11 protein-coding genes are annotated in these 17,644 nt (G+C 72.7%); all 11 read left to right on the forward strand.

What is annotated here, in order from left to right; translation table 11 throughout:
- The first annotated feature begins 119 nt into the window (after nt 1-119).
- The 11 genes from WG209_RS01705 to WG209_RS01755 all read left to right on the forward strand — a co-directional run bounded on the left by WG209_RS01705 (nt 120) and on the right by WG209_RS01755 (nt 17,644).
- Nucleotides 120-2,927: a PSD1 and planctomycete cytochrome C domain-containing protein gene (locus tag WG209_RS01705; RefSeq protein WP_337173259.1), complete on the forward strand. Its 2,808-nt coding sequence runs from the start codon at nt 120-122 to the stop codon at nt 2,925-2,927.
- Nucleotides 2,928-2,956: 29 nt separating this feature from the next.
- Nucleotides 2,957-4,396 (forward strand): DUF1501 domain-containing protein, encoded by a 1,440-nt coding sequence (locus WG209_RS01710; protein WP_337173260.1) that lies wholly within the window; start codon nt 2,957-2,959, stop codon nt 4,394-4,396.
- 58 nt (nt 4,397-4,454) lie between these two features.
- Entirely contained in the window at nt 4,455-5,927 is a 1,473-nt protein-coding gene (locus tag WG209_RS01715; protein ID WP_337173261.1) for an ATP-binding protein, read from the forward strand.
- Nucleotides 5,896-6,588, forward strand: coding sequence for a response regulator (locus WG209_RS01720; protein ID WP_337173262.1), 693 nt, complete (start codon nt 5,896-5,898; stop codon nt 6,586-6,588). The genes WG209_RS01715 and WG209_RS01720 overlap by 32 nt, the downstream gene beginning before the upstream one ends.
- 252 nt (nt 6,589-6,840) lie before the next feature.
- Complete coding sequence (locus WG209_RS01725) at nt 6,841-8,484, forward strand: DmsC/YnfH family molybdoenzyme membrane anchor subunit (RefSeq protein ID WP_337173263.1); 1,644 nt, start codon at nt 6,841-6,843, stop codon at nt 8,482-8,484.
- A gap of 26 nt (nt 8,485-8,510) precedes the next feature.
- Nucleotides 8,511-10,745 (forward strand): molybdopterin-dependent oxidoreductase, encoded by a 2,235-nt coding sequence (locus WG209_RS01730; protein WP_337173264.1) that lies wholly within the window; start codon nt 8,511-8,513, stop codon nt 10,743-10,745.
- 28 nt (nt 10,746-10,773) lie between these two features.
- Nucleotides 10,774-13,728 (forward strand): nitrite reductase large subunit NirB, encoded by a 2,955-nt coding sequence (gene nirB / locus WG209_RS01735; protein WP_337173265.1) that lies wholly within the window; start codon nt 10,774-10,776, stop codon nt 13,726-13,728.
- 376 nt (nt 13,729-14,104) lie between these two features.
- Nucleotides 14,105-15,349: an MFS transporter gene (locus tag WG209_RS01740; RefSeq protein ID WP_337173266.1), complete on the forward strand. Its 1,245-nt coding sequence runs from the start codon at nt 14,105-14,107 to the stop codon at nt 15,347-15,349.
- A gap of 52 nt (nt 15,350-15,401) precedes the next feature.
- Nucleotides 15,402-16,259 (forward strand): uroporphyrinogen-III synthase, encoded by an 858-nt coding sequence (locus WG209_RS01745; RefSeq protein WP_337173267.1) that lies wholly within the window; start codon nt 15,402-15,404, stop codon nt 16,257-16,259.
- 297 nt (nt 16,260-16,556) lie between these two features.
- The gene (locus WG209_RS01750; protein ID WP_337173268.1) at nt 16,557-17,075 is read left to right on the forward strand and encodes a hypothetical protein; all 519 of its coding nucleotides are present in this window, start codon (nt 16,557-16,559) and stop codon (nt 17,073-17,075) included.
- Nucleotides 17,072-17,644, forward strand: coding sequence for a hypothetical protein (locus tag WG209_RS01755; RefSeq protein ID WP_337173269.1), 573 nt, complete (start codon nt 17,072-17,074; stop codon nt 17,642-17,644). Before WG209_RS01750 ends, WG209_RS01755 begins: the two co-directional genes overlap by 4 nt.

Here is a 17,644-nt window from a genome sequence, read left to right on the forward strand (position 1 = left end):
CATGACTCCAATTCCGCGATCCGCGAGGATGTCGCCGCGGGGACAGACCGAGAGGAGCTTGACCGCCCGCGCGGATTGTCGGAAAGTTGTTGGAGAATCTAGCAAGGGGGAGGTGGCCGATGGCGACGCGGCATGTCGGTCGGATCGCGCGGAGTGCGCTGGCGCTGGCCGCGGCGTGCTGGGGCGTGTCGGCCCTTGGCGAGGACGCGGCGGATCGCGAGGCGTTCTTCGAGGCCAAGGTGCGGCCGATCCTCGTCGAGCGCTGCTACGGCTGCCACTCCGCGAAGGCCGAGAGCCTGAAGGGGAGCCTCGCGGTCGACTCGCTCGAAGGCTTGCTGAAGGGGGGCGACCTGGGGCCGGCCGTGGAGCCCGGCAACCCCGACGAGTCGCTGCTCATCCAGGCCGTCGGCTACGAGGACGACCTGGTCAGGATGCCGCCGAAGCGGAAGCTGCCGGAGGGGGAGATCCAGGCCCTTCGCCGGTGGGTGGCCGGCGGCGCGCCGTTCCCGAAGACCGACGCCGCCCCCGCGCCCCAGGCGCGAGGCTATGACTTCGACGAGGCCCGCCGGCACTGGGCGTATCAGCCCGTGACGCGCCAGGACCCGCCGGAGGTGGCGGATCGCTCGTGGTCCAGGTCGCCGATCGACCCGTTCGTCCTGGCGAAGCTGGAGGCCGCCGGCCTCGCTCCCTCGCCCCCGGCCGAGCCCCGCGCGCTCCTGCGCCGGCTCTATTACGACCTGATCGGCCTGCCGCCGACGGCCGAGGAGGCCGCCGCGTTCGAGGCCGACCCGTCGGACGACGCCTATGCGAAGGTCGTCGAGCGCCTCCTGGCCAGCCCCCGCCACGGCGAGCGCTGGGGGCGGCACTGGCTGGACGTGGCCCGCTACGCCGACACGAAGGACGGCGTGCTCCTCTATGGCGACGACCGCGTCCGGCCCTACGCCTACACGTATCGCGACTACGTCGTCCGCGCGTTCAACGAGGACACCCCGTTCGACCGCATGATCCGCGAGCAGTTGGCGGCCGACGTGGTCGCCCCGAAGGACGAGCCCTGGCGGCTGGCCGCGATGGGCTTCCTGACGCTCGGCCGCGCGTTCGACAACAACGTCCACGACCAGATCGACGACAAGATCGACGTCGTCACCCGCGGCCTGCTCGGCCTGACGGTCGCCTGCGCCCGCTGCCACGACCACAAGTACGACCCCATCCCCACCGCCGACTACTACTCCCTCTACGGCGTCTTCGCCGGGGCCGAGGCCCCCCTGGAACTCCCGGCGATGGACGACCCGGCGAGGACCCCCGAGCGCAAGGCGTTCGAGGACGCCGCGGCCGAGAAGCGGGCCGCGATCCGCGCGTTCGAGGCCGAACAGTACGCCCTCCTGTCCGAGGAGGCTCGCAGGCGGGCCGGCGACTACCTGGAACGCGCCGGGACCACCCCCGCCGACCCGCTGGAGACCGCCGTCTTCTTCATGTCGCTGGCGCCCGAGGACCTGCGCCCGCCGATCGTCGCGAGCTGGCGGCGGTTCCTCAGGCGGCGCGCCATCCCGTCCGACCCGGTCTTCGGCCCCTGGGCCGAGCTGATGAAGCTCGACGACGCGGCGATCGCCGGGCGGGAGCCCGAGATCCTGGCGGGCTGGTCGGGCCGGATCGGCGTCGAGGCGGAGCAGCTCAACCCGCTCGTCGAGTCGGCCCTGCTCGCCGCGCCGATCCGCTCCCGGGCCGACGTCGCGAAGGTTTACGCCGACCTCCTGCGGCGGGTTTACGAGGAATCCAGGGCGACCCCGGTCGACCCGGCCGACGCGGCCCGGCGCCAGGTGATCGAGATCGTCGCCGGCCCGGAGAGCCCGTCCTATTTCCCTCGCGGCCAGACGCGGTCGTTCATGTCGCGCGGCGAGAAGGACGCCTTCGGCGGCAAGGTCCAGGAGCTGGACCGGATGACCGTGAAGGCCGCCGACCCCGCGCCCCGGGCGATGGTGCTGGTCGATTCCGACGAGCCCTACGCCCCCCGCGTGTTCGTCCGCGGCAACCCCTCGCAGCCGGGAGACGCGGTGCCCCGGCGGTTCCTCCGCGTCCTCGCCGGCGACGACCCCGCGCCGTTCGCGCGGGGCGGCGGCCGGCTGGACCTCGCCGACGCGATCGCCGACCCGAGAAACCCGCTCACCTCGCGCGTGATCGTCAACCGGGTCTGGATGCACCACTTCGGCGAGCCCCTGGTCTCCACCCCCAGCGACTTCGGCGAGCGCGGCGCGCCGCCGAGCCACCCCGAGCTGCTCGACGACCTCGCCGCGCGATTCGTCGAGGGGGGCTGGTCGCTCAAGGCGCTGCACCGGACGATCGTGCTCTCCAGCGCCTATCGCCAGGCGAGCGCCGACCGGCCCGACTGCCGCGCGGTCGACCCCGAGAATCGCATGCTCTGGAAGGCCAACCGCCGCCGGCTGGACTTCGAGGCGATGCGCGACACGATGCTCGCCGTCTCCGGCCGACTGGACCCGACCATGCACGGACGGCCGGTCGACGTGGCCAACGACCCGAAGGTCTCCCGTCGGACCGTCTACGGGATGGTCGACCGCCAGGGCCTGCCCGCGGTCTTCCGCGCGTTCGACTTCGCCAGCCCGGACGCCTCGGCCGAGCGTCGGCCGCTGACGACGGTCCCGCAGCAGGCGCTCTTCGGCATGAACGCGCCGATGGTCGTCGAGCAGGCGAGGGCGATGGCCGAGCGCGACGAGGTCGCCGGCGGCGACGACGCGGCGGCCGTGGCGGCCCTCTACCGCGCGGCCCTCGGCCGCGACGCCGGGGCCGACGAGGTCGAGATGGGCGCGCGCTTCCTGGAGGCCGCGGCCCGGGAGCCGGGCGGGCCGGGGCTCGCCCCTAGGGCGCAGCTCGCGCAGGTGCTCCTGATCTCGAACGAGATGATGTTCGTCGACTGACCACCGCCCCCCTCCCAGCGAGACGAGCCATGAACGCGGATCTCCGCCGCCCCCTCACCCGTCGCGAGGCCATCGGCCGTGCCGGGACCGGCTTCGGCATGTTCGGCCTGGCGGCGCTGATGCGCGAGTCGGGGCTCCTCGGCGGGACGACGGCGGCCGCCGACTCGCCCGCCGCGGCGCTCAACCCGCTGGCCCCGCGGCCCCCGCAGTTCGCGCCGAAAGCGAAGCGAGTCATCCACATCTACCTCAACGGCGGGCCGAGCCAGGTCGACACCTTCGACCCCAAGCCGATGCTCACGAGGTTCGACGGCCGGCCGCTCCCCCAGGGGAACCTCTCCACCGAGCGCAAGACCGGCGCGGCGATGGCCTCGCCGTTCAAGTTCCGCCGATACGGCGAATGCGGGCTGGAGGTCAGCGAGATCTTCGAACGCACGGCCGCCCACGCCGACGACCTCTGCGTGATCCGCTCGATGCGGGCGAACACGCCGAACCACGAGCAGTCGATGCGGCTGATGAACTGCGGCGACGAGCGGCTCTCTCGCCCCAGCATGGGCGCCTGGCTCACCTACGGGCTGGGCTCGGAGAACGAGAACCTGCCGGGCTACGTCTCCATGTGCCCCGGCCTCCCCGTCGCCGACGTCTCCAACTGGCGGTCCGCGTTCCTCCCGGGCGTCTACCAGGGGACGTACATCGACACCCGCAAGGAGAAGGCCGAGGAGCTGATCGAGAACATCCGCAACGGCGTCGTCTCCCCGCGCGAGCAGCGCCGGCAGCTCGACCTGCTGGCCGCGATCAACCGCCGCCACCAGGCGCCCCGCGCCGAGGACGACGCGCTCGACGCCCGCATCGCCAGCTTCGAGCTGGCCTACCGGATGCAGATGGAGGCGACCGACGCCTTCGACGTCTCGCGCGAGCCGCGACACGTCCTGGACATGTACGGCCCCGGCGTGCAGGCCCGCCAGCTCCTGATCGCGCGGCGGCTGGTCGAGCGCGGGGTCCGGTTCGTCCAGCTCTTCCACGGCGACGTCCAGCCCTGGGACAGCCACGACGCCATCGCCACCGCCCATCGCGACCTCGGCCGACAGTGCGACCAGGGGATCGCCGCCCTGCTGACCGACCTGAAGGCCCGGGGGCTGTTCGAGGACACGCTGGTCCTCTGCGGGGGCGAGTTCGGCCGGACCCCCTCGGTGGAGATGGTCAACGGCAAGCCCGGCGGGGGCCGGGACCACAACCACTGGGGCTTCACCGTCTGGCTCGCCGGCGGCGGCGTGAAGGGGGGCCATGTCCACGGCGCGACCGACGACTTCGGCTACAAGGCCGTCGAGGACGTCGTCCACGTCCACGACCTCCACGCCACGATCCTCCACCTCCTCGGCTTCGACCACACCCGGCTGACCTTCCGCCACGCCGGCCGCGACTTCCGCCTGACCGACGTCGAGGGTAACGTGGTCAAGGAGATCCTGGCGTGACCTCGGAGGAACCCGCGCGGGCCGCGTTCGACGTCCACGAAGCCCGGAGCGGCCCGCGATGCGGAACGAACGACAAGGCGACACCCTCGGCCGGAAATACCGGCTGGCGCTCGCCATCGCGGCGGCGACGCTCCTGAGCAACCAGCTCCTGGTCCAGCCCTACCTGTCGCGACTGGCCACCGACGCGCCGCTGATCAACGTCGCCGGGCGGCAGCGGATGCTCGGCCAGCGGCTCGCCAAGGCGTTCCTCCTGCTGGAACGCGAGGCCCCCGCCGACCGCCGGGCGACGCTCGACGAGGCGCGGGGCGTCCTGGAACTCTGGGTCGAGTCGCAGGGCCGGCTCTCCGACGAGGCGTTGGCGCCGCGGTCGGCCGAGATCGAGGCGGCCAGGGAGGCCCTCCGGCCCCACTTCGAGGCGATCCGCGACGCCGCGCGCGACCTGATCGCCGCGCGCGAGTCCGGGGACGACGACCCGGGTCGCCGCGGCCGGGCGCTCGCCGTCGTCCTCGACCACGAGGCCGAGTACCTGCGTCGGATGGATACCCTGGTCGGGCTCCACGAGGCCGCGGCCCGGGGCCGCGTCGAGACGGCCAGGCGCGTCGGCTGGGCGCTGACCGGCGTGGCGCTCGCGGCGCTGGTCGCGATCGGCCGCTTCGTCCTGCGGCCGGCCGCCGACGTGATCCGCCGGCAGGTGGCCGACCTCGAACGCGTCCGAGGGGAGCTGGAATGCCGGGTTCGGGAGCGGACGCGCGAGCTGGAGGCGGCGGGGCGGAGGCACCGGGAGCTGGTGGAGCGGTTCGGCCACGTCGGCCGGACCAACGCCATCGGCGAGATGGCGTCGTCGATGGCCCACGAGCTGGGACAGCCCCTCGGCGCGATCGCCAACTACGCGGAAGGCTGCCTCATCGCGCTCGACGCCCCGGAGCCCGACCTGGGCGCGGTCCGCGACGCCCTGCGGCGGCTCCGGGCGTCCACGATGCGGGCCGGCCGGATCATCGAGCGCGTGCGCGACTTCGTGACCAAGCGCCCGCGCCCCCCCGAGGCCGTCGAGGCCGGCCGCGTCGTCGCCGACGCGCTGGAGATCCTGGAAGCCGAGCTGCACCGCCGCGCCATCGCCGTCGAAACCGACCTGGCACCCGACTTGCCAAGGGTCTGGGGCGACCCGGTCCAATTGCAGCAGGTCCTGGTCAACCTGATCCAGAACTCCCTGCAAGCTTTCCACCGATCGCAAACCCTCTCCCCCAAGCTAGTTGTAACGACGCGACGGCGCGGTCGCGACGAGGTCGAGTTCGCGGTCAGCGACAACGGCCCCGGCATCGCGCCCGAGGATCTCGGCCTGGTTTTCGACACTTATTTCAGCACCCGTGCCGACGGAATGGGCATGGGCCTGGCGATCTGCCGCTCCATCGCGGCGGCCCACCAGGGAAATTTGACCGTCGAATCCGAGCCCGGGATCCGGACGACCTTCCGCTTCCAGGTGCCGGCGGACCGCCCCGACCATGAACGAACCGACGGTCTACATCGTGGATGACGATCCCGACATGCGGGATTCGCTGGGCTGGCTGCTGGAGACCGTCGGATTGAGGGCGCTGGCCTACGCCTCGGCCGAGGAGTTCGCCCGGGACTATCGCGAGGACGGCCCGGCCTGCCTGGTTCTCGACGTCCGGATGCCGGGCTGGAGCGGCCTCGACCTGTTCGAGGACCTCCGCGCGGAGGGGTCGAGCATGCCGGTTCTGTTCATCACGGCGCACGCCGACGTGCCGATGGCGGTCCGGGCGATGAAGTCCGGCGCGGCGGAGTTCCTGGAGAAGCCGTTCAACGGCCAGGTGTTGCTGGAGAAGATCCAGCGCGCCCTCCGCGAGTCGGCCGCCAGGCTCGAGCGCCGGGCCGCCCGGGAATGCCTGCGCGCCCGGTTCGACTCCCTGACCGACAAGGAGCGCGAGGTCCTGGCGCTGGTCCGGGCGGGGATGCCGAACAAGGAGATCGCCGCGCGGCTCGACCTCACGCCCCGGGCCGTGGAGATGCGGCGCTCGGGGATGATGCGCAAGCTGGGGGCGGATTCCCTCCCCGAGTTGCTCCGCATCGCCCTGACCTTCGAGGAAACGACCGACCTGGTCGCCCCCTCGGAGAGGCCCGAGGACGCCCCCGGCCGGGCCGCCGACGCCGCTCGAAATCCGCGCGGCGACGCCTAAAAGGCGGGCGGTCGCCCCCGGCCGAGGGCCCCGGGACCCTTCGGTTTTGCGAAGACGACGCGGGAAGGGCCTTCGTCTTTCCGCAAAAGGGAGCCCCGATCCGGGCCTCGGCACTCCCCCTGCTTTGAGCGACCCGCGTCGACGACGGCCCGGCCCCTCCCTCTCCTCCCGGCCCGTCGTCCGCCCCCGGACCAACACGACCTCCCGCAAGAGGTACATCGAGCGATGGACTTCGACGATGAAGGTACGTCCGTGGCGACGGTGACCCGAGGCGCGATGGCCCGGCCGTCGGCCTTCGGCGACGCCGATCGGCTGCTCGCCTCGCTGCTCGCGGAGCAGGGGGATCTGACCGCCGTCGAGCGCTTCGAGCAGTTCCATCGCGAGGCGTCGTCGCCCCTCCGCGAGCCGTACTACTCGGCCCTGCTGCCGGCCTCGCCCCCCGGGCCGGGCCAGCAGCTCGCCTTCGAGGTCGACCTGGCGCGGTGCTCGGGATGCAAGGCGTGCGTGGCGGCCTGCCATGCCCTCAACGGGCTCGACGAGTTGGAGACGTGGCGGGACGTGGGGCTCCTGGTGGGCGGGACGCCGGCGCTCCCGGTGGTCCAGCACGTCACGACCGCCTGCCACCACTGCGTCGAACCGGCCTGCATGAGCGCCTGCCCGGTCGACGCCTACGAGAAGGAGCCGATCACGGGGATCGTCCGCCACCTGGACGACCAGTGCATCGGCTGCCAGTACTGCACGCTGGCCTGCCCCTACGACGTGCCCAAGTATCAGCCGAGCCTCGGCATCGTCCGCAAGTGCGACATGTGCGCCGATCGCCTGAGGGCCGGCGAGGCCCCGGCCTGCGTCCAGGCCTGCCCGCACGAGGCGATCCGCATCCGGGTCGTGGATCGGGACGAGGTCCGGGCCCGCGCCGAGGTGGGCGAATTCCTCGCCGACGCCCACGAGCCGTCGTACACCCTGCCGACCACGACGTTCATCCCGGCCAGCCATGGGGAGCTGCGGGCGGCCGACGGCGGGACGCCACGTCCCGAGCACGGCCACCCGCCCCTGACCGCGATGCTCGTGCTGACGCAGCTCGCCGCCGGGGGCTTCACGCTCGACCTGCTGGCCCGCCTGGCGGGCTCCGCCGACGGCGTTTGCGGCCTGGCCTATCTCCAGGCCTGCCTGGCCCTGGGCCTCGCCGGCCTGGGGGCGAGCCTGTCGCACCTGGGCCGGCCGATGTACGCCTACCGGGCGATCCTGGGCATCCGTCATTCCTGGCTCAGCCGCGAGGTCGTTGCGCTCGGGGCGTTCGCCAAGGCGGCGGCGGCGTATGTCGCGATCGAGACCCTGACGCCGGGCCGGCTGGCGTCCCTCGGCTGGCCGCGGACGGCCCTGCCGGCGGCCGTGGCGACGCTGGGCGCCATCGGCGTCGCCTGCTCGGTGATGGTCTACCACGCGGTCCGACGCCGCCACTGGCGCGCCTCGATCGCGGGCTGGAAGTTCGCGGGGACGGCCGCGGCGCTGGGCCTGGCGACGGCCGTCGCGTGCCTGGCCGCGTCGGACGCCCCGGGAAGGCTGGCGATCGCGGCGGGGGCGCTCGCGGCGGTCGTCGCGGCGAAGCTGGCCTTCGAGGCCCGCGACCTCCGCGGCGATCGGGAGGACGGGCCGCTCGGCCAGGCCGCCTGGCTGCTCCGGGGGCCGCTGCGGCGGCTCGTGGCGTCCCGGCTGGCCCTGGGCGTCGTCGGCGGGATGCTGCTGCCGATCGCGGCGGCGGCCTGCGGCGTCCCGACGCTCGCCGCCGCGGCGGGAGCGCTGACGCTCGTGGCGACGACGGCGGGCGAGATGATCGAGCGACACCTGTTCTTCGTGGCCTCTCCCAAGCCGCGGATGCCGGGAGGGCTGCCCTCGTGAAGATCCCGACACAAGCCAATGCGACGATGCGACGCCTGATCGACCTCGTCCACGCCAAGGACGGGCCGCTCACGCGGGAGCTGCGCCGCGAGCCCGGGGGGTTCGGGCTGGGGCAGGTCCCCGCCTCCCGGATCCCGGACGCGACGACGGGGATGGTGTGCGGCTTCTGCTCCACCGGCTGCAACCTGACCGTCCACCTGCGCGACGGCGAGGTGGTCAACCTGACCCCGACGGCCGACTACCCCGTCAACCGCGGCATGGCCTGCCCCAAGGGGTGGGAGGCGCTCGCCGTCCTGGACGCCCCCGACCGGGCCGTCGCCCCGCTGCTCCGCGACGCCGACGGCGCCCGCCGCCAGGTCGGGTGGCACGAGGCCATGACCGCGATGGCGGCGCGGTTCCGGGCGATCCGGGCCGAGCACGGGCCCGAGTCGATCGCCTTCCTGAGCACCGGCCAGATCGCGACCGAGGAGATGGCCCTGCTGGGCGCGGTGGCGAAGTTCGGCATGGGGATGGTGCACGGCGACGGCAACACCCGGCAGTGCATGGCCTCCGCGGTCACGGCCTACAAGCAGTCGTTCGGCTTCGACGCCCCCCCGTACGCCTACGCGGACCTGGAGGAATCGGACTGCATCGTCCTGATCGGGGCGAATCCCTGCATCGCCCACCCGGTCCTGTGGCAGCGGGCCACCCGCAACCCGCACTCGCCCGAGATCCTGGTGATCGACCCGAGGCGGACCGAGACGGCGCTGGCGGCCACGCTCCACCTGCCGGCCCGGCCCAAGTCCGACCTGGCGCTGCTGTACGGCATCGCCCGCCTGCTGATCGAGGCGGGGGCCGTCGACCGCCGCTTCGTCGACGCCCACACGTCGGGGTTCGCCGAGTTCGCGGCCTTCGTCCGGGCGTTCGACGTCGACCGGGTCGCCCGCGAGACCGGGCTGCCCGCCGGGTCGATCCGCGACGCCGCCGCCCGGATCGCCCGGTCGCGCCGGGTCTCCTTCTGGTGGACGATGGGGGTCAACCAGAGCCATCAGGGGGTCAAGACGGCGCAGGCGGCGATCAACCTCGCCCTGATGACCGGCAACATCGGCCGGCCGGGGACCGGGGCGAACTCGATCACCGGCCAGTGCAACGCGATGGGCTCGCGGCTCTTCTCGAACACGACGGGCCTCCTCGGCGGGCGCGACTTCGCCGACCCCGACCATCGGGCCGAGGTCGCGGCGATCCTCGGCATCCCCGTCGAGCGGATCCCGAGCCGCCCGAGCTGGTCCTACGACCAGATCATCCGGGGGGTCCGCGACGGCTCGATCCGCGGCCTGTGGGTCGTGGCGACGAACCCCGCGCACTCCTGGATCGACCAGGACGACCTGCGTCGCGCCCTCGGCAGGCTCGACTTCCTGGTCGTGCAGGACATGTACCGCTCGACCGAGACGGCCGAGCTGGCCGACCTCCTGCTGCCGGCCGCGGGCTGGGGCGAGAAGGAGGGGACCTTCATCAACTCCGAGCGCCGGGTGGGCCTGCTCAAGAAGGTCCGGCGGGCGCCCGGCCTGGCGCTGGCGGACTTCTCCATCTTCCGGCTCGCGGCCGAGTACTCCGGCTGCGGCGACCTGTTCTCGGAATGGAGGTCTCCGGAGGCGGCTTTCCAGATCCTCAAGCGGCTCTCGGCGGGCCGGCCGTGCGACATCACGGGGATCGCGGACTATCGGGCCATCGACGAGGCCGGCGGCGTGCAGTGGCCGTATCCCGAGGAGAACCCGGACCCGAGCCCGGAGCGTCGCCTGTTCGGCGACGGCCGCTTCCACCACCCCGACGGCCGGGCCCGCTTCCTGTTCGCGGAGCCGCGCCCGCTCCCCGAGCCGACGGACGAGGACTTCCCGCTCCAGCTCCTCACCGGCCGCGGCTCCGCGGCGCAGTGGCACACCCAGACCCGCACGGCGAAGTCGGCCGTCCTGCGCAAGCTTCACCCCCGCGACCCCTACGTCGAGATCCATCCGGCCGACGCCGAGGCGCTCGGCCTGGCGCCGGGCGACTGGGCCGTCATCGAGTCGCGCCGGGGGGCCGCTGCGGCGAGGGCCTTCGTCACGCCGACCGTCGCCCAGGGGGACCTCTTCCTGCCGATGCACGACGCGGCGACCAACCTGCTGACGCTCGCCGCGTTCGACCCCGAATCGCGACAGCCCGCCTACAAGGCCTGCGCCGTCCGCGCCCGCGCCGCCCGCCGCGGCGAGGCCCCCGCGGCCGGCGACCCATCGACCAATCATTGAACCCCGAAACGACGACGAGGGCCCGAGCATGAGCAGCGAACGCGACCCGAGGCGGACCGTGGTGGTCGTCGGCAACGGCATGGTGGGGCATCGCTTCTGCGAACGCCTGGTGGCGCTGGACCTGGATCGCCGCCATCGCGTCGTGACGTTCGGCGAGGAGCCCCGCCCGGCCTACGACCGCGTCAACCTCTCGAAGTTCTTCGACAAGCGCGACGCCGCGCCGCTGGGGATCGCCACGCGGGAGTGGTACGAGGAGAACGGGGTCGAGCTGCACGTCGGCGACCGGGTGGCGACGATCGACCGCGAGCGCCGCGTGGTCGTCTCGGCGGGCGGGCGCGAGGTCCGCTACGACGCCCTCGTCCTGGCGACCGGCTCGGCCCCCTTCGTGCCGACGGTCCCGGGTGTGGACAAGAAGGGGATCTTCGTCTACCGGACGATCGAGGACCTGGAGGCGATCCTCGCCTACGCCCCGCGGGCCGGCTCGGCGGCGGTGGTCGGCGGCGGCCTGCTCGGGCTGGAGGCCGCCAAGGCGGTCCGCGAGCTGGGGCTCCAGACGCACGTCGTCGAGTTCGCCCCCCGGCTGATGCCGCGCCAGCTCGACGACGACGGTTCGAGGGCCCTGCTGGCGAAGATCGAGGGGATGGACGTCCGGGTCCACCTGGGCAAGAGCACGCGGGAGTTCCTGGGCAACGGCAAGGTGGAAGGGCTGGCGTTCGCCGACGGCGCCGCGCTGAACGTCGGCATGGTGGTCGTCTCGGCGGGCATCCGGCCCCGCGACGAGCTGGCCCGGGCCTGCGGCCTGGAGGTCGGCCCCCGGGGCGGGGTGGCCGTCGACGACGCCATGCGGACGTCCGACCCGGACATCCTGGCGATCGGCGAGGTGGCCTCGCACCGGGGCGTCGTCTACGGGCTCGTCGCCCCCGGCTACGAGATGGCCGAGGTCGCCGCCGCCAGCCTGACCGGCGGCTCGCGACGGTTCGCCGGCTTCGACATGTCGACCAAGCTGAAGCTCATGGGCGTGGACGTCGCCAGCTTCGGCGACCCGTTCGCCGACGCCGAGCCCGGCGCCGCCCGCGCCCTGACCTTCGAGGACCCGTTCCGGGGCGTCTACAAGAAGCTCGTCTTCACGCCCGACGGCGCGCGGCTGCTGGGCGGAGTCCTGGTCGGCGACGCCTCGGACTACGGCGCGCTCCTCGCCCTGTTCAAGGCCGACGGGCCGCTCCCCTGCGCCCCGGGCGACCTCCTCGCCTCCGGCGACGGCCCGGCGCTCGGCGGCCTGGTCGACGCCCAGGTCTGCTCGTGCAACAACGTGACCGAGAACCAGGTCCGCGAGGCGATCCGCTCCGGCGGCCTGAGCACTCTCGACCAGGTGAAGACCTGCTCGGGGGCCGGCACCGGCTGCGGCGGCTGCCTGCCGCGCGTCTCCGGGCTGCTCAAGGCCGAGCTGAAGGCGGCCGGCGCCAAGGTGGACGACCACCTCTGCGAGCACTTCCCGCTCGGCCGCCGCGACCTGTACGAGGTCGCCCGGGTCCGCGGCATCCGGACGTTCGACGGGCTCATCGAGGCGTGCGGCCGGGGCGGGGGGTGCGAGACCTGCAAGCCGGCCGTCGCCTCGATCCTCGCGAGCCTCTGGAACGAGCACGTCCTCGACCCGGGCCTCGCCTCGCTCCAGGACACCAACGATCGCTTCCTCGGCAACATCCAGCGCGGGGGGACCTACTCGGTGGTCCCGCGCGTCCCGGGGGGCGAGATCACGCCCGACCAGCTCATCGTCCTGGGGAGCGTGGCCAAGAAGTACGACCTCTACACGAAGATCACCGGCGGCCAGCGCGTCGACCTCTTCGGGGCCCCCGTCCACCTGCTGCCGGACATCTGGGCCGAGCTGATCGAGGCCGGGTTCGAGAGCGGCCACGCCTACGGAAAGTCGCTGCGGACGGTGAAGAGCTGCGTCGGGTCGAGCTGGTGCCGCTTCGGCGTCCAGGACTCGGTCGGCTTCGCGATCCGGGTCGAGCTGCGGTATCGCGGGCTGCGGTCGCCGCACAAGTTGAAGGGGGCCGTCTCGGGCTGCGTCCGCGAGTGCGCCGAGGCCCAGGGGAAGGACTTCGGGCTGATCGCCACGGAGAAGGGCTACAACCTCTACGTCTGCGGCAACGGCGGCGCCCGCCCCCGCCACGCCGACCTCCTGGCCGCGGACCTGGACGAGGAGACGGCGATCCGCTATCTCGACCGCTTCCTGATGTACTACATCCGCACGGCCGACAAGCTCACCCGGACCTCGACCTGGCTGGAGGCGATGGACGGGGGCATCGAGTACCTGCGCGACGTCATCGTGAACGACCGCCTCGGCCTGGGCGAGGAGCTGGAGCGGCAGATGCAGGCCCACGTCGATTCCTATCAGTGCGAGTGGAAGGCGGTCGTGGACGACCCGGAGAAGCGCCGGTTCTTCAAGCAGTTCGCCAACACCGACGACGTCGAGCCGGGGATCGAGTTCGTGGCCGAGCGCGGCCAGAAGCGGCCCGCCGACTGGCCGTCCGACTTCGTCGCGGTCGAGACGCTCGAAGGCCCGCCGCGCCGGTCTCGGCCGGAGCCGGGGGCGAGCTGGGTCGTGGTCGGGTCGGTCGCCGACTTCCCGGTGGACGGCGGCCGGGCGATCAAGCACGGCGAGGCCGAGATCGCCGTCTATCGATACGGCGAGGACGGCTCGTGGTACGCGAGCCAGAACACCTGCCCGCACAAGCGCGAGGCCGTCCTGTCCCGCGGGCTCCTCGGCGAGCAGGGGGGGGTCCCCAAGGTCGCCTGCCCGCTGCACAAGAAGACCTTCTCGCTCGAATCCGGCGCCTGCCTGAGCGGCGGCGCGCCGCGGATCGAGGTCTTCCCGGTCCGCGTCGAGGGGGACGACGTCCTCGTCCTGCTTCCGCCCGAGTCCGACACCGCGCGGCTCGCCCGCGCCCCCGGCGCCTGCTCCGCCCTCGCCTGCGTATGAGGGCGGAGCCTTCGCTCGACGCGGCGTGACTTCGAACGGTCATCTCAACGGCCTTCCCCCCTGGTGGGGGAAGGTGGCCCGGAGGGCCGGATGAGGGGGGGACGAGCGACACGAGTGCCGAGGTCCACGAGGACCTTCCCCGGCCGATGGCCTGGGCCGCGTCCCGAACTCCGGCGCACCGCGGGCGGGCTCCCCCTCATCTGACCGCTCCGCGGTCTGTCTTCCCCCACCAGGGGGGAAGAACGTCCCGCCCGCGAACCGCGGAGACCGGCGAGCCGAGGGGAAAGCCGTCGACTACCCGCCCCCGCCTCCGTGAATCGACCCCCGACCCCGACCGACCGCGTCCCCCCCCGACCCATCCAGACCAGGAGCCTCGATGAACCTGCGCGACTTCCGCCGAGCCGGCCACGCCCCGACGCTGCTCGCCGCGTTCCTGTACTTCGACGTCAGCTTCATGGTCTGGCTCCTGCCCGGCGCGCTGGCCAACTCGATCGTGCCGGAATTCGGCCTGTCCGACGCCCAGAAGGGCCTGATGGTGGCCGTGCCGCTTTTGGGCGGGGCGGTCCTCCGGCTGGCCCTGGGGCTGCTGGCCGACCGGATCGGCGCCCGCCGCGCGGGCCTGCTGGGGATGGCGACGACCACCGTCCCGCTGGCGCTTGGCTGGCTCTGGGCCGATTCCTTCCCGGCGATGATCCTGGTCGGCCTGCTGCTGGGGGCGGCCGGGGCCAGCTTCGCCGCGGCGTTGCCGCTGGCCAGCCGGTGGTATCCGCCGCGGTATCAGGGGCTCGCGATGGGGATCGCCGGCGCGGGGAACAGCGGCACGGCGCTGGCGACGTTCTTCGGGCCCCGGATCGCCGCGGCGTGGGGCTGGCACGCGGTGTTCGGCCTGGCGCTGCTCCCGCTTCTGGCCGTGATGGCGTTCTTCTGGCTGGTCGCCCGCGACGCCCCGGACCAGCCGGCCCCGCGGCCCCTCTCGGCCTACGCCGACGTCCTCCGCGTCGGCGATGCCTGGTGGTTCTGCCTGCTCTACGGGATCACGTTCGGCGGCTTCGTCGGCCTGGCGAGCTTCCTCAACGTCTTCTTCCTGAGCCGCTACGGCGTCTCGGCGGTCGAGGCGGGGAACTTCGCCACGCTCTGCGTCGTCGCCGGCTCGATCCTCCGGCCGTTCGGCGGCCATCTGGCCGACCGCTTCGGCGGCACCCGCGTGCTGATGGGCCTCTACCTCGCCGCGGGGGCCGGGCTGCTCGGGCTGGCGACCTCCCCGGGCCTGTTCGCGGGGACGGCGCTGCTGTTCGCGACGATGGCCTCGCTGGGGATGGGCAACGGGGCGGTGTTCCAGCTCGTCCCGATGCGGTTCCCGCGCGAGATCGGCGTCGTCACCGGCCTCGTGGGCGCGGCCGGCGGGTTCGGCGGGTTCCTGCTGCCGACCGCGCTGGGGACGCTGCGGCAGCTCACCGGGGGCTTCGGCCTGGGCTTCCTGGCGTTCGCGCTGCTCGGCGGCCTCGGGGGCGCCACCGCGCTGGCCTACGCGAGCCGGGGATGGCGCGGTATCCTCGTCGACGCGGCCGAGGCGGACGGGCCGGCCGCGGCGCTGGCCCGTCCCGAGGCCCCGGGCGCCTGACGCGCGAGGCCGACCGCCCGCGGACCCCCTGTCACCCCAACCCGGGCGAACGATGAGCGACACCCCACCCACCCCGTTGGACGGCCTCCGCGTGGCGATCTTCGAGGCGCGCATGGCCGGCTCGCTCGCCGACCTGGTGTCCCGCCACGGCGGCGAGCCGATCGCCGCCCCGTCGATGCGCGAGGTCCCGCTGGACGAGTCCCCGGCCGCCGTCGCGTTCGTCGACGGCCTGGCCGAGGACCGGTTCGACCTGACGATCTTCGAGACCGGCGTCGGCGTCCGCTACCTCGTCGACCTGCTCGCCACCCGGATGTCCAGGGCCGACTGGGCCGACGCGCTGAGGCGGACGACGGTCGTCGCCCGCGGCCCGAAGCCGGCCTCCGCCCTGCGGGAGCTGGGGGCGACGATCGACGTGATGGTCCCCTCGCCCAACACCTGGCGCGAGACCCTGGCCGCGCTCGACGCCCGCGGCCCGATCGCCGGCCTGCGGGCGGCCGTCCACGAGTACGGCAAGCCCCCCCGGGAGCTGCTCGACGGCCTGGCCGAGCGGGGGGCCGACGTCACGCGCGTCCCGGTCTACCGCTGGGCCCTTCCGGTCGACCTCGGCCCGCTCCGCTCCGCGCTGGCCCGGATCGTCGCCGGCGAGATCGGAGCCGTCCTGTTCACCGCGGCCCAGCAGGTCGAGCACGTCCTGGAGGTGGCGAGGGCCGAGGGGATCGAGGCCGACCTCCGCGCCGCGCTCGCGGACCGCGTCGTGGTCGGCTCGGTCGGGCCGACGACCTCCGAGGCCCTCCGCGCCGTCGACATGCCGGTCGACGTCGAGCCCGATCACCCGAAGTCCGGCCACCTGGTCGCCGCCCTCGCCGCGCGCTGGCGGGCCGTCGGCAAGGCGACTCCGCGCGACCGCTAAGAGGGAAGCCGCCCCGCCCGTCGCGAGAGTATCCCGGCCGGCGGCGTCGGAGAGACGGCACCACGGGCTCCATTAGAACCCTTTACGACCGCGGCCGCGCGTCTTGGTCGTGGATGCGGTCCGGGACGATACTCTCGCGGGGGCGGGCGGCCTTGACGAGGGACCGAATCGGGGCGCGGACGGAATCCGGCTCGTCGAGCTCCGCTCGCTCAAAACCAAAGGTCGATTCATCGCCGGGGCCCCCGCGCGCCGCAAGGCGTATAATCGAATTCGGGCATCCGTCATGGGAGGTGAATCATGTCCACGGCCCCCGAGAGTCCACCCGCCACGCTCAGGGATTTCCTGCACGCCAAGGCCGACGAGTACGGCGTTCGCGATCGCCTGCGCCGACGGAAGGAATGGCTCGACGCCATCGGACGACTCTACCAGCGGCTCGAAACCTGGATGCGCGAGGCGGATCCCGAGGGGTTGCTCGACATCGTCCCGTATGAGGTCCAGCGGACCGAGCAGGGGCTAGGCACGTTCAATGTCCCGGCCCTGCTGGTCAGCTTCGGGCCGGAGGACATCTCGATCGAGCCGATGTTCGCGGGGCCGAGCCGCCACCTCCTCGACGTCGCCATCGATCGGGATCAGTCATACCAGGCCGAGGTCAAACCGCCGTACCAGGGCCGCGTCGACATATCGAATCGCTTCAACACATTCCACATATATCGGAAGGTCGGCGAGCCCGAGACATGGCACGTCCTGGACGGTAGAATCCCGCGGGAGCTGGACCGCGACCGTTTCGAGTCGATTCTCAAGGAACTGCTGGCGTGATCCAGACCATCGAGGACGCGCGCCGGCGGCGTGAATCGGTCAAGCTCGTGGCGGCCCTGGTCGACCGGCTGGCCCGCCGATACTGGCCCAATGACGAGGGGGATGCGGGGGGATCGGGTTCGAAGACGTTCGCGGAGATCATCAATCGGGACGAGATATTTCGTCACCTGGAAGCCGTCGATCTTCAACAGCACGCACAGCGCGTCTTGGCGGACCTTGACGACCTGTCCGTGCTGCTAATCTTCTCCGTCTTCGAAGCCCAGGTGAGAGGGACCGCGCTCGCGGAATTGGAGCGCCTCCTTCCCCATTTACCCGAGCATCCCGTGCTCGGCAAGGCCTTCGAGGAGGCGAAAAAACGGATCAATGACGGCAGCTTCGGTCACCTCACGGAATCCTATGGGACGAATGACCCCGATCTCCGGACGCAGGTAGACCAGGTGCGACGCTTCCGCAACTGGGTCGCGCACGGGAGGAGGGACCAACCGGCCCAGAATGTCACCCCGGAGACGGCGGCCGATCGCCTGGGACGCTTCCTCAAACTCCTGGAGTCCTCCCCCCCGCCGGCGTGA

The sequence above is a fragment of the Paludisphaera sp. genome (assembly GCF_037189885.1).
Classification (GTDB): Bacteria; Planctomycetota; Planctomycetia; order Isosphaerales; family Isosphaeraceae; genus Paludisphaera.

Coding starts and splice junctions, on each gene's coding strand:
- WG209_RS01740 (WP_337173266.1), top strand. CDS start 14,105: ATGAACCTGCGCGACTTCCGCCGAGCCGGCCACGCCCCGACGCTGCTC.
- WG209_RS01720 (WP_337173262.1), top strand. CDS start 5,896: ATGAACGAACCGACGGTCTACATCGTGGATGACGATCCCGACATGCGG.
- WG209_RS01710 (WP_337173260.1), top strand. CDS start 2,957: ATGAACGCGGATCTCCGCCGCCCCCTCACCCGTCGCGAGGCCATCGGC.
- WG209_RS01745 (WP_337173267.1), top strand. CDS start 15,402: ATGAGCGACACCCCACCCACCCCGTTGGACGGCCTCCGCGTGGCGATC.
- WG209_RS01750 (WP_337173268.1), top strand. CDS start 16,557: ATGTCCACGGCCCCCGAGAGTCCACCCGCCACGCTCAGGGATTTCCTG.
- WG209_RS01705 (WP_337173259.1), top strand. CDS start 120: ATGGCGACGCGGCATGTCGGTCGGATCGCGCGGAGTGCGCTGGCGCTG.
- nirB (WP_337173265.1), top strand. CDS start 10,774: ATGAGCAGCGAACGCGACCCGAGGCGGACCGTGGTGGTCGTCGGCAAC.
- WG209_RS01730 (WP_337173264.1), top strand. CDS start 8,511: ATGCGACGCCTGATCGACCTCGTCCACGCCAAGGACGGGCCGCTCACG.
- WG209_RS01715 (WP_337173261.1), top strand. CDS start 4,455: ATGCGGAACGAACGACAAGGCGACACCCTCGGCCGGAAATACCGGCTG.